Source organism: Delftia sp. JD2 (assembly GCF_001682645.1).
GTDB lineage: Bacteria > Pseudomonadota > Gammaproteobacteria > Burkholderiales > Burkholderiaceae_C > Comamonas > Comamonas acidovorans.
The window spans coordinates 17416-30157 of record NZ_LFJT01000074.1 but is presented as its reverse complement, the minus strand read 5'-3'; the positions used below and the strand labels follow the sequence as shown (position 1 = coordinate 30157).

The following is a 12742-nucleotide window of genomic DNA, read 5'->3' as shown; positions in this document are numbered from 1 at the left end:
GGCCAGCAGGCGCTGGAGGCCGGCCGCAGCGCAGCCAGCACGGCCACCAACGCGGCCACCGGTGCCGCCAGCGAGGCCCGTGCCTGGTGGGACCGCAACCAGGCCCAGCCCGAGGCGGCACAGTCGCCGCCCTCCGGCGCCGCCCCCGTGCAGGACGACCAGGGCGGCCCACGCCGCGTCATGGCCGTGCTGGGCGATGCCTGGACGGACAGCGCCCGGCGCGGCCAGGCCGTGGTCGCGCTCATGGACCAGGGGCCGTACCTCGTGCAGCGCCAGGCCGCCCATGTGGCGCCGGCCAAGTCGCAATGGCTGGCCCTGCCGCGCGGCGACAGCACCGGCGTGGCCATCGAACTGCCCGGCGACCCCGACGGCACTACCTATGACCTGTCCACCGGCCGCGCGCGCCCCGGTGGCCGGGGCGTGCGCATCTTCGCCCTGTCCGTCCACGCCGACGTGCCCCAGCGCGCGGGCCGGCGCAGCCTGGACGCCATAGAGCAGCACGCCATGCTGCGCGCCAGCTCGGTGCGCACCGAATGGCCGCGCCAAAGCGGCGACATCCTGGAGCCCACGGGCGGCAAGCTGCTGGTCTGGGCCAGCGATGCCACGCAGCGCTTCCCTTCCGGCTTTGGCGCCGACGGGCGCCTGTTCACCGCCGACGACCCCATGGTCACCCTGCCGCGCGGCTACACCGTGGTCACGCTGGAGCCGCAGGGCCTGCGCTTCGACCGTGCCCGGGAAATCGCCCTGGCCTTCCATGCCGTCCAGCCCGCGCAGGACATCGACCTGTCCCGCCTGGGCGCAGGCGATGCGGCCCAGGCCCTCATCGGCCTCATTGCCGAGCGCCACCCGCTGGCCGCTGCTAGCGGCTTTGATGCCGGCAAGCTGCGTGCCGACTACGGCCAGCGCCTGCAGACCGCCGCCGAGCGCGGCGACAGCGCCGCACAGGCCCAGGCCCTGGCAGAAATGGGCCAGCGCCTGGGCGATGGCCAATACCGCGTTCTGCTGCCCGGCGGCCAGGCCTGGCCTGCCCGCACAGACCGGGGCCTGTCCCCGCAGCTGCTGGCACGCGGCAGCGTCAACCTGCCCATGCCGCGCACCTGGCTGCGCGAGGACGGCCGCATCGCCATCACCAGCGTGGCGCCAGGCTCTGCCGCCGCCAAGGCGGGCCTGCAGCCCGGAAGCGACATCCTCGCCATCGAAGGGGAAAGCCCGGCACGCTACCTGGACCGCATTGCCCCCGCCTCGCTGCGCGCCAGTGCCGACGCCCGCCGCGCCGACCTGCTGGCGCTGGACCTGGGCACGCCCGCCACGCTGAGCCTGCGCACCGCAGCCGGCACACCCAACAGCACATCCAGCAGCGCATCCAGCAACCAGGAACAGACCCTGCGCCTGGACGCCGCCCCCGCCGCCACTACGGCCCTGCCTGCGGCCGAGCCCGCCCTCGCCTCCTTCCTGCTGCGCAGCGCCCAGGGCGGCAACCTGGCCTACATCGCACTCGACAGCTTTGCCGACGGCGCTACCGGCCAGCTCAACCGCTGGGAGGGCGCCCTGGCCGCAGCCACCCAGGCCAGGGTCACGGGCCTGGTCATCGACCTGCGCGCCCACCGGGGGGACGACGCCTACCAGCTGGTGCCCCACATGCTGGCCTCGCTCTACACGCGCGACAAGCCGCTGCGCATGCAGGACGCCGCCCAGCGCCTGTTCGACCCCGCTGGGCCTGCCGGCCCAGCTGCCCCTGGCCGCCTCGGGCACGCCCTTCACGGCCCCCGTCGCCGTGCTCACCAGCCCCAGCTGCGCCGGCCCCTGCGAACTGTTCGCCGCCTGGCTGCAGCACAGCCAGCGTGCCGACATCGTCGCCACCAGCGCCACGGCCGGCGCCACCGGCCCCGCCACGCGCGTTCACCTGCCGGCCGGCTTCATCGTGCAAGTCCCCCTGCTCGCAGAAACCGGCCCCGCTGGCGGCAACAACACCGCTGCACAGGCCCAAGGCGTAACCCCGCGCCTGCGCGTGCCCGTGGACGCGGCCTTCACCGCCTCCATCCAGGCCGGCGGCGACCCGCTGCTGGACGCCGCCGTGCTCCACCTGGAACGCAGCCGCACCGCGCAGGCATCGCGCTAGACCCACAAGCCCTTGCCGCCATGCCACCGCATCTGACCCCCGCCCGTTTCGTGACTTGTGCAGTCATGGCTGCCAGCGCGCCGGCAGCGGGCTGCTCGTCCAGCACCGACCAGATGCGGGTTGCCCTCGCTACGCCAGTTGCGGCCAAGGCATTCGATCCCGCCGATCCCACCGACCGCAGCCAGTACCGCTATCTGTATGCCGTGTACTGCAATGGCCGGGTGGATCGACTCGATCTGAAGAACCAGGCCAAGACAGGCAGTTTTCAACTGTCAGAACGCAGCGGCAAGCCTGCGGCCATTGCCGCGCTGCCACGGCCAGGAGTTCGACCTGGCGGCTGCCTTGCCCGCCCTGTCGTCACGCAGGATGCACAGGGAAGCAGTGACGGATTGGTGAACATCGTCGCCAGCAGCCGGCTGGACCCCGATGCGGACGGCCGAAAGCCCTACCAGCTGCTGACCTTCGCCCTGCCGGGCTGGACGCTGCAGCAAGCGCGCAATCTGGGCAGCTTCGATGCATTGCCCCGCCTGGCCCGCGCCGCTGACGGAACCCTGGCCGTGCTGCCCCAGGACAAGGACACGGCCGCCGCCATGGCCGCGCAGGCCCAGGCCTGGACGGCAGCGGATGCGATGGCCTGGACCAGCGCCCAGGCATGGTCGGCAGGCAATGTGCTGTTGATCTATGCCTTGCCCGGTCAGCGCGGCATGGGCGCCGCGCTGGCACTGGGCGCCGAGGCGCGCATCGTGCACCTGGCCGAGTTCCGCAGCGGTGGCAACGACATCCCGCCCGACCTGCACCTGGCGCCGGGCGGCCGGTTCGTGCTGGCCAGCCTGAAGCGCTCTGTCCCTCTGGGCGAGGGCCTGCGCAAGGTCGAAGCCACCGGGGAGCTAAGGCTGTATGGCGCGGATGGCCGGCAGACCCGGGTGTTGAACCAGGCGAGCCTGGCCGGCAGCGTGCTGGCCCGGAGCCGGCCAGGCTCGCTGGACCCGGACCAGCCCAGAACCGACAACGACTGGTTCAACGTAGCCCTGACGCCGGGCGGCCTGGCGGTTTTCACCGACAGGCGCGGCAACTACCAGTTCATTGGGCTGGGCCAGCCCTTCGACAGCGACCCTGTCATGGATGACGCCCAGGATGATGCCGACGGCGCCCGTCCTGGGCTGGTGTACGCGGCCCGCTAGCAGCAGAGGACCTTCCAGCCACCCCATGCAAGCCCTTCATCGACCGGCGCACGCAGGCCCCGCCATCCAGGCCTGAAGCCCCGACCCCTCTTCCACCCCAAGCACCGCGAGATCCGACACCATGACACGCAGAGTCACCATCAACACCCCCCTGGCAGACCAGCTGCAGCTGCGCCGGCTGCAGGGTCGCGAGGAAATCAGCCATCTGTTCGCCCTGGAGATCGACCTGCTCAGCGAAAGCGACAGCATCGATCCCAAGGCCCTGCTGGGCAAGGGCGCCACCGTGGTGGTGGAGACCCAGGACGGCGGCAAACGCTACATCGATGGCCTGGTCACGGCCTTTGGCATGCGCGGCCAGGACGAGCACCGCAACTTCCTGTACCGCGCGCGCCTGTCGCCCTGGCTGTGGCTGGCCACGCGCCGCAGCGACTTCCGCATCTTCCAGAACAAGACCGTGCCGGACATCATCAACGAGGTCCTGGGCATCTACGGCCACCCCATGCAGCAGCGCCTGACGCGCTCCTACCGCACCTGGGAGTACTGCGTGCAGTACAACGAGACGGACTTCCAGTTCGTCTCGCGCCTCATGGAGCACGAGGGCATCTGCTACTACCACCAGCACAGTGCGGGCCAGCATGTGCTGACATTGGGCGACGACATCGTCGCCTCGCACGACCCGCTGCAGGGCGGCGCCGTCATCCCCTTCCACCCGCCGGGCAAGGCCGCCGTGGCGCGCGAGGAATGCATACACGCCTGGGAACTGCACCAGCGCGTCAAGCCCGGCCGGCACTACAACGACGACTACGACTTCAAGAAGCCCCGCGCCGAGCTGTCCAACATGCGCCGCAACCCGCCCGGCCATGCGCACGACGCCTACGAAATCTACGAATGGCCGGGCGGCTACACCGAGACCGGCGACGGCGAGGACTACATCCGCGTGCGCCTGCAGCAAAGCCTCACGCGCCAGAGCACAGTGCAGGGCAGCTCCAACCACCGCGCCATGGCGCCGGGCTACACCTTCACGCTGGACAACTACCCGCGCGGCGACCAGAACCAGGCCTACCTGGTCACGGCCGTGGACTACGCCTTCGAAGAAAACCCGCGCGTCAGCGACGGCGGCAGCGGCGAGGGCTCGACCCAGAAATTCGTGCTCCAGGCCCAGCCCACCAGCCTGCCCTTCAAGCCCGAACGCATCACCGCCAAACCGCGCACCACAGGCCCGCAGACCGCCGTCGTCGTCGGCCCCGCAGGCGAAGAGATCTGGTGCGACCAGTACGGCCGCGTCAAGGTGCAGTTCCACTGGGACCGCATCGGCGGCATGAACGAGAACTCCAGCTGCTGGATGCGCGTGGCCACCAGCTGGGCCGGGCCGGGCTTTGGCGCGGTGCACATCCCGCGCATCGGCATGGAAGTCATCGTGGACTTCCTCAACGGCGACCCGGACTACCCCATCGTCATGGGCTGCGTCTACAACGCCTCCAACATGCCGCCCTGGGCGCTGCCGGCCAACGCCACGCAATCGGGCATCAAGACCAGATCCAGCAAGGGCGGCGCCCCGGGCGCGGGCCTGAAGAACGGCCAGGGCGACGCCAACGCCATCCGCTTCGAGGACAAGGCAGGCGCCGAACAGCTGTGGCTGCATGCGCAAAAGGACCAGCTCACCGAAGTCGAGAACGACGAGGACAAATGGGTGGGCAATGACCGGCGCAAGACCGTGGACCGTGACGAGACAAACGTCATCCACCGCGACCGCACCGAAACCGTGGACCGCGACGAAACCATCACCGTGCACAACAACCGCACGGAGCGGGTGGACCACAACGAGAAGATCAGCATCGGCGACAACCGCAATGAGGATGTCGGCATCGACGAGAACATCTCCATCGGCAAGAACCGCAGCAAGACCATAGGCCGCAACGAGAAGGACAAGATCGGGAACAACTGGTCGATCAAGGTGGGCAGCTTCAAGACAGAGACCATCGGACTGGCCTACATGCAGAACGTGGGCCTGGCCAAGATGGTGAACATCGGCGCCGCCTACAACGTCAATGTGGGCGCGGCCATGGTGGTGAATGTGGGGCTGAGCCAGAGCACGACGGTGCTGGTGGACCGTTCCGTCAGGGTCCAGGGCAACCAGCAGACCACGGTAGGAAAGCGCTACGCAATTCAGGCCGGCGACGAGCTCTCAATCACCGTGGGCGCTGCCAGCTTGGTAATGAAAAGCGACGGCACGATCACCATCAATGGCAAGAACATCGACGTGGTCGGCAGCAAGCACATCGGCCTCGACTCCAAGCGTATTGACCTGAACTGAGGAGTCCCGAATGGAGCGCCCTTCCCACGCAATGCCCAGTCCGGTGGAGTCCGCCCCCTTGCCGGAGGTGGTCAACCACACGCCCTGGCCCAGCCAGTACTTCCAGCATGTGGACCCACATGGCGAGATTTTTCACGTCATGGTCAGCCGCATCTCCTACACGCTGCGCGCGGTACAGAAAAATGGCGATCTCATAGAGCCCACTGTCCTGCCGCCCGAGCAACAGACACCGCTTTGCACCGCAGACGAGTTCTACGCAAACGTGAACATCAGCAGCGTGCTGCAGGAAAGCGATCTTGCTCCTTACAAGCCAAAGTGCGATGTCATCCTCACCAATGCCTTTGCATATACGCCAGACGGCAAGCCTCATGAGCGGTGGCCGGCCGGCTTCAGGTTTGCAGACAGCATCATCAAAACGCTTCAGGTCACCGGACCGCGGCAATTCGAGCGCTCTCTGACCAGCCTCGGAGCGCTGCGTCCCGGCGCCCCGAAACCGGTCACTCAGGTGCCGCTGTGCTATGAGCTGGCCTTCGGGGGCCCCAATGTCATTCGCCAGGAGCAACTTCTGCAGGAGTTTCTGGATGACAGGGACGACGTCAGGATCACAAAGTCCCAACGCGAGATCGCCCAACAGGCGCATGACGCGCTCCCCGCCTTCTACACGCCCAATCCGATTGGTTGCGGCAGGCTTCCCGAGGCGGTCCACGACGCCGACAAAGCCATTGCGAAACTGGAAACCCACACACAGCAGCAGCCCCAGTCCGCGCAGCACTACGCAGCGCCGCAGATTGAGGCCTTGAACCAGCCTTATGACGGACAGCAGGACTATCCGGTCGTAGGCGTGGGCGCCATCGGACGCTGGTGGAGTCCTCGGGTTTCCCTAGCCGGGACGCATGACGACGCATGGAAGCAATCCCAGTGGCCCAAAAGTCCTTTGGATCATGACTACCGCTACTGGAACTGTGCGCCGGAAGACCAGCAGATCGACTACCCGCAGGGTGGCGAAGAGGTCATGCTCCTGAACCTCATTCCAGCCGACAAATACCAGGGCATTTTCCGCTTCAAGCTACCCACGCAGGAGCTGCAACTGCTGGTACGCCTGAATGTGGGCGTGGTGATGTTTGCGCCCATGAACATAGACACGGTGATCCTGGATTTAGCGACCGGCACTGTGACTACCGTCAGGCGGGCAATCATCAGCGCCAAGACAGATGTCAGGCAGCTGGAGTTGGGCACCTGGCCCAAAGGCACAGGCATGGAACTGGATGCCGAAATGCAGCGCGCAGCCAGCGAACGCGCGAAACCTCAGGAGGCACGCCGTGGCTGACGAAAACATCGCATCCAAGGACGGGCGGTTTCGCATCGTTTCGCTCACCCCAGATGTATGCCTGACACCGAGCAAGAACGGCGTCCCGGTGCCCTACCCCATCACGCACCAGATGAACCAGAGCAGGCAGTGCTCTCCCAACGTCTTCCTGCAAGGCAAGCCTGTCTACCTGCACAACCAGAGCTATGTCGACAACGTCATGGGCGATGAACCCGGACAAGGCAAGGGCGTGGTCAGCCAGACCAATATGCGCATCAGCCACGACATAGACCACAGCAAGACCGTCTACGTCAATGGCCGGGCCATCGTGCGCACCGGCGACAAGATGTGGATGAACTGGAAGAAGCCCTGAAGCGCCATGGCCACCAGAAAAAAACAACTGCCTGCAGCGCAGTCACAAACAGCACAGGTCAAGCCCAACGCCTACCCTTCTCCAGGGCCGATAGGCAACACCTCGGGACTGGTCATCCCCGACACGGCCCCCAACCTCCACGGAGCTACGGCTCCCGCCATCAAGCCCGTCGCCCAGGAAAAAAGCTGGTGGCAGCGCTGGGGCAGCGACGTTGTGCACACAGGTCTGGATGTCGTGGGCCTCATCCCCGGCGTAGGCGAAATTGCCGACGGCGCCAACGCTTTGATCTATCTTGCCGAGGGCGATAAAGTCAACGCAGCCTTGAGCGCGGCAGCCATGATCCCGGGCGCGGGGATGGCGGCCACCGGAGCCAAGTATGGGAAGAAGGCAGCAGCAGCGGCAACAGAGGCTGTAGGCAAGAAAGCCGGCCGCGAAGCGGCAGAAGCTGGATCACAAAAAGCAGCCAAAGAGGCTGAAGAAGCTGCGGCAAAGAAGGCAGATGGGCAAGGTGGTGGAAAAGATAAAGGCAAGCCCAAGAAGCACAAGGATTGCGGTAAAAGATCGACCTACAACAAGGCACCTAAAAAACTTGGAGAACTGAATGCGGATCATGTCCCGTCCGGAGGAGCTCTTAAGCAAGCGGCAAAAGATCTATTGGTCGAAAAAGGCATATGGGACAGCCTGTCAGAAAAGCAGCAAAAATCAGTTCTCAACCGAGTCTACAATAATGCGCCGACCATCACTGTCCCTGAAGATATTCACAAAGAGGGCCGAACATATGGCAGCAAGAACAAGCCTTTGATTCAGGGGGACTCGAAAGGACTGAAGGACGCTTTCAAACGTGACACAGAAGCCATTAGAAAAGCGATGGAAGGGAAAGACCATGGATGCCTTGAAGAGTACATGCAATCAGTGGAAGAGCTAAAGGATTTTGATTTTGATAAATATGTCAAAGACATGGCGTTATCTCATAAAGCCGTGAAACCAAAATTACCATCAACATAAGGAAATATGATGAATACCGAAAGATTGCTATCCTTCCTGGGTCATACTTCGACAAGTGATGATTTTGAGTCATTTCTTCTCGAGAATGACATAAAAAAGATGCCAAAGGGAGATTCAACAACAAGAATAAAAACCAAAGACAAATTGATTTCCATGGAATTTGACCCCACAGATTCATACAAGGAAAAATATCTTTCCCCACCCATTGGGGACGGCTGGTTCACTTTTGAATCCTTCGACATAAATAAAGGCTTTGAAAAAGAAAATCCATTCAACCTCGCTTTTGCAATGGACAAATCACAGGTTGAAGAAAAATTGGGAAAATCAGTCAGCAAGAATCAGGAAGACCTTGTTCAAGCGTATCAAAAGGACAACCACATAATTATCATATTCTATAAAAACAAGTGGAAAGGCATAGAAACCATAAGAATAAGAAAGATTAACAAATTCGACGCAAAAAATCTCAACCTTAAATAGGATCTCATATTCTATGGATGGAAAAATTCTCGTTTCATTCATTGGAAAATCTCCCAATGATCCCTCTTTCGATGCTTGGCTTCAGGAGCATCGAATCTTTGAACGACCTCATCTTGCAGAGCAAGACGAAGAATACGAAGAGGATACTGAAGCAGCAGCGATAAATGCAAGAAATAGCGAGATTGAAGAAAACGAGAAGCATAGCATTGCGTTGATCTATGAAAATCAAGACAACTATAATCGAATCTTCAAAGATAACTCCATCCATATGGACGGCGATTTTATTCTCAAACAGGTAGCGTTCTATGCTCAAGGAGTATCTAGCTATCGCGGTTTTCAGGGGACTCTACCTTTTGGCCTTGTTTTTTCAGATACCCAAACCTTAGCACATCAAAAATTAGGCAAGCCCATTGCCTCCAGGTTTATTCATAACCTATCCGCCGATCTTTGGGTAACCCCAGATTGGCACATAAATATAAGCTACGTACATCTCTCTGGAACCATTGCCATAATTCATATCCGCAGACCCAATATCTATGATCTGAGAATGATTGGCAATCATTCACCGGATATTTCTTCCGCGATCAGAGATCGCATGCCCAGTCCGCACAACCTTTCGCAAGCGCTGGGTTTTGCAATTGATGATTTCAGATTGGCTGATGCCTTCAAACCCATAATTTGGGATCAAGACTCGCTAAATGAAGCCAATCATACAGAGGAGGTATTCCGCTACATAAAGAACTATGGTCTCAGTCTGTATTTCAGAGAAGGTGAGGACTTCCGGAGAGAATCGAATCCACTCCCCAAGTACGGAACATTTTTTGCCGGTTACCGTCTCAATAGAGCGGGAGATATGGAAAGCGATGGATTCCAAGGACAACTGCCCTTTGGTCTCAGCTTTCATGATACTCCGTTGGAAATTTTGAAGCACATGGGGCAACCACCTGACAAAAAGGGCACATCCTCAGACACTGGATATTTTATCTGGGACCTTCCGTCGTATAGAGTACATATTGTCTATAGCTTGATAGATTGGCAGCTGTATAGAATTACGTTTTTTGCACCATTTGCAAGATAAGATTTGAGCAAACGACCAATTACGTTGCCTTTCCTCGTTGGTGGGCAGCCTACGTAGGCGAAAGACATAAGAACAAGCAACCTACAAATTCTGCACGCACCTTGCAGACCCTAGGAACGCGGCAGCCTCGCCTGGATTAAGGCTTTGATATATCTTGCCGAGGGCGATAAAGTCAACGCAGCCTTGAGCGCGGCAGCCATGATCCCGGGCACGGGGATGGCGGCCACCGGAGCCAAGTATGGGAAGAAGGCAGCAGCAGCGGCAACAGAGGCCGTAGGCAAGAAAGCCGGCCGCGAAGCGGCAGAAGCTGGATTACAAAAATCAGCCAAAGAGGCTGAAGAAACTGCAGCCAAAAAAAGGCTGACAGTAATGTCGGCGGCAAAGACAAAGGTAATCCAAGATGCATATTGCTCTCCTACAAACCTGAAACCTGCAAAGCGGGAGGCCGAACAGGACATCACGTAGTTCTAGATCGGGCATTTCGAACCGGCAACAGAGTAAGCTCTCACCCGCATGGAATAACAGAAGATGAAGGTCTGGTTATCTGTGTGGATGATGAAAATATCTCCAGATCGAAATAACACGGAAAGATTCATGCGATATACGTTCCATTGGAACGGGTAACAGGGCTTGCTGGAAATCCTCCAGGCACAGCATCACTTGGTGTACTTGAAGCCGCTGGCGCAATATCGGTTGGAAGAATAACTGGATGCAATCCTATTTTAATAGAAGCTCATCTTCGTATTTTTCATCAATCGAAAGGACTGGATGCAACCACCATTGTACGAGCAGACCCCAGCGGTAAAATACCAATAGACTTCTCAAAAATTGGACCAGGAAAAACCACTCAAGGAGGTCCGCAGAGATAGCGTAGCACATATGAAATCAACACCCATAACCTTTGATAAATGTCTGGCGATTGAGGATGATTACTATATGTTTTCATCAAGGCCGAATGGAATCGATGATTCTGCAGAGTTCAGTAGGATTTTCTTTTATGATGCTCAATCTTCGGTAGACCCTTGGAGACATCTAGATTTGCCGAATTTCACAACAGTTAGCATCTGCTCTTCAATCAAAGCAATGGGAGACAGGAGAAAATATGTAATTCTATCGAAGAATGGGGAGATATCAGTTTATTGGCCTGGTGGCGCGAGCACCGAGAATATCGCAGAAGCAGGAGTGGACAAAGAACTTCCAATATATGGATATTTGAATTCTTTAAAAGAAATAAATGGTGCATTATACGCATGTGGAGGTGGAGGCCAAATATATAAACGCGGCAAAAATGGATGGCGCGATATTGCAGGAAAGCTCAGAAAACAAAGCCCGATCCCAAAGGCCAATTTAGCACTAAATACTCTTGAAACAGGTGATGATATTTCTGATATAGATGGTTATTCAGAAGATAATATTTACGCTGCTGGAAGAGATGGAATATATCACTTTGATGGAAAATTGTGGAGTGAAGTTGATATTTCAACTGACGAAATAATTATGAGTATTTCCTGCGCCCCAGATGGAGTTATCTGGGCATGCGGATTCAACGGAGCCATACTTCGAGGTGATTTCAAGAATGGCTTCAAAGACATAAGTCATTATGATGACAACATGATTCTGACCAAGATGGTTTTTTTTCAGAACAAAATATATTTCTCTTCCAATGAAGGACTTTTTTCCTTGGACTATAAAAAAGAAAAGTCTAAATTGTATAAAATCAAAGAAATAAAGGAATGCGATGATATTTCGGTTCACAAAGAAACCTTGCTATGCATAGGTCCCCAAAAGATAACTATTTTCAATAACAACGATCATCGCGAATTAAAGCATCCCGATTTAAAATAATTGGCTATCACTAGTTCTCATAAAAACAAAAACAACTCATTGAGCAAACGACACAGGTGCCACCACAGGCCGCATCGGCCTGCGAGACCTAGTCGCCACACTTCGCGAAGCCCTGGGCAACGAGTGGCAGCAGGAATACGACAGCCGGGGCCACCTTGTGCAGACCACCGGCCCGCTGGGCCGCACCACGCGCTACACCTACGACGGCATGGGCCGCCCGCTCACCCGGATTGACACCGCAGGCCGCAGCCTCGCCTACCACTACGATCGCGCCGGCCGCCTCATTGCCCTGGACAACGAGAACCACGCCCGCCCCCACTTCCGCTACTACCTGCATGACCAGCTCACCGACGAAGTCGGCTTCGACGGCCGCTGGCAGCGCTACATCTACAACGCCGCCGGTGAACTGACCCACCTCATCGAGGCCGGTGGCAGCGACGCCGGGCCCGGCAAGGTCACCAGTTCGAGCGCGATGCCCTGAGCCGTCTGCTGGCCAAGCGCGCCCTGGGCCACACTGGCCCCGTGGAAGAAGCCACCTACCGCTACGACGCCCTGGGCCGCCTGACCCAGGCCGGCAACGCCGCCTCCCACCTGGCCTTTGCCTATGACCCCGTGGGCCAGTTGCTCAGCGAAACCCAAACTCTCCAGACTTTGGCCCGGCCCGCCACAAGCTGCAACGCAGTCTCTTGCACGGCTACGACGAACTGGGCAATCGCACCCACACCCGCATGCCTGACGGCCGCACCCTGCACTGGCTGTTCTATGGCTCGGGCCACCTGCACCACATCAACATCGCTGCGGCGCAAGGCCCTGACCAGCCTCCGGCCGCGCACCAGGTCATCGCCGACATGGAACGCGACGCCCTGCACCGCGAAGTGCGCCTCAGCCAGGGCGCCCTGTCCAGCCGCTACGACTCAGGGACCGGGCGAAGAGCACAGCACCTACTGGTACCAATGCGACCAGATCGTGCGCCACTGGATCACCGCCGAACGGGGCCAAGGGGTCTGGGCCGCACCACGGCCTACTCTTGGACTACTGGTCGTG

Annotated in this window: 10 protein-coding genes and 1 pseudogene; all 11 read left to right on the top strand. The window is 59.4% G+C overall.

What is annotated here, in order from left to right; genetic code table 11:
* The first annotated feature begins 1774 nt into the window (after window positions 1-1774).
* The 11 genes and pseudogenes from ACM14_RS32580 to ACM14_RS32575 all read left to right on the top strand — a co-directional run bounded on the left by ACM14_RS32580 (window position 1775) and on the right by ACM14_RS32575 (window position 12179).
* A complete protein-coding gene (locus ACM14_RS32580; protein WP_254662147.1) occupies window positions 1775-2119 on the top strand; it encodes a S41 family peptidase in 345 nt (114 codons plus the stop codon).
* 1302 nt (window positions 2120-3421) lie between these two features.
* Window positions 3422-5614 carry a type VI secretion system Vgr family protein gene (locus ACM14_RS26785; RefSeq protein WP_065347847.1) on the top strand — a complete coding sequence of 731 codons (2193 nt, stop codon included), beginning with the start codon at window positions 3422-3424 and terminating at the stop codon, window positions 5612-5614.
* Window positions 5615-5624: 10 nt separating this feature from the next.
* Entirely contained in the window at window positions 5625-6941 is a 1317-nt protein-coding gene (locus tag ACM14_RS26780) for a DUF2169 domain-containing protein (RefSeq protein WP_013802344.1), read from the top strand.
* Window positions 6934-7293, top strand: a complete 360-nt coding sequence (locus ACM14_RS26775) for a DUF4150 domain-containing protein (RefSeq protein ID WP_012205695.1) — start codon at window positions 6934-6936, stop codon at window positions 7291-7293. Before ACM14_RS26780 ends, ACM14_RS26775 begins: the two co-directional genes overlap by 8 nt.
* A gap of 6 nt (window positions 7294-7299) precedes the next feature.
* Window positions 7300-8298 (top strand): hypothetical protein, encoded by a 999-nt coding sequence (locus tag ACM14_RS30990; RefSeq protein WP_082848130.1) that lies wholly within the window; start codon window positions 7300-7302, stop codon window positions 8296-8298.
* A 9-nt stretch (window positions 8299-8307) separates the two neighbouring features.
* Window positions 8308-8775, top strand: a complete 468-nt coding sequence (locus tag ACM14_RS31870) for a hypothetical protein (protein ID WP_139093507.1) — start codon at window positions 8308-8310, stop codon at window positions 8773-8775.
* 13 nt (window positions 8776-8788) lie between these two features.
* A complete protein-coding gene (locus ACM14_RS31865; RefSeq protein ID WP_139093506.1) occupies window positions 8789-9853 on the top strand; it encodes a hypothetical protein in 1065 nt (354 codons plus the stop codon).
* A 144-nt stretch (window positions 9854-9997) separates the two neighbouring features.
* Entirely contained in the window at window positions 9998-10318 is a 321-nt protein-coding gene (locus ACM14_RS31860; RefSeq protein WP_254662146.1) for a hypothetical protein, read from the top strand.
* Between the two features lie 414 nt (window positions 10319-10732).
* The gene (locus tag ACM14_RS31855) at window positions 10733-11698 is read left to right on the top strand and encodes a PQQ-binding-like beta-propeller repeat protein (protein ID WP_139093505.1); all 966 of its coding nucleotides are present in this window, start codon (window positions 10733-10735) and stop codon (window positions 11696-11698) included.
* Between the two features lie 73 nt (window positions 11699-11771).
* Window positions 11772-11843, top strand: a pseudogene (locus ACM14_RS32770) (hypothetical protein); the annotation flags it as partial.
* A 12-nt stretch (window positions 11844-11855) separates the two neighbouring features.
* Complete coding sequence (locus ACM14_RS32575) at window positions 11856-12179, top strand: RHS repeat domain-containing protein (protein WP_065347844.1); 324 nt, start codon at window positions 11856-11858, stop codon at window positions 12177-12179.
* Window positions 12180-12742 lie beyond the last annotated feature (563 nt).

Bases quoted from the DNA above. Each gene is read 5' to 3' on its own strand.
- ACM14_RS26785 (WP_065347847.1), top strand. From the start codon at position 3,422: ATGACACGCAGAGTCACCATCAACACCCCCCTGGCAGACCAGCTGCAG.
- ACM14_RS26780 (WP_013802344.1), top strand. From the start codon at position 5,625: ATGGAGCGCCCTTCCCACGCAATGCCCAGTCCGGTGGAGTCCGCCCCC.
- ACM14_RS30990 (WP_082848130.1), top strand. From the start codon at position 7,300: ATGGCCACCAGAAAAAAACAACTGCCTGCAGCGCAGTCACAAACAGCA.
- ACM14_RS31870 (WP_139093507.1), top strand. From the start codon at position 8,308: ATGAATACCGAAAGATTGCTATCCTTCCTGGGTCATACTTCGACAAGT.
- ACM14_RS31865 (WP_139093506.1), top strand. From the start codon at position 8,789: ATGGATGGAAAAATTCTCGTTTCATTCATTGGAAAATCTCCCAATGAT.
- ACM14_RS31855 (WP_139093505.1), top strand. From the start codon at position 10,733: ATGAAATCAACACCCATAACCTTTGATAAATGTCTGGCGATTGAGGAT.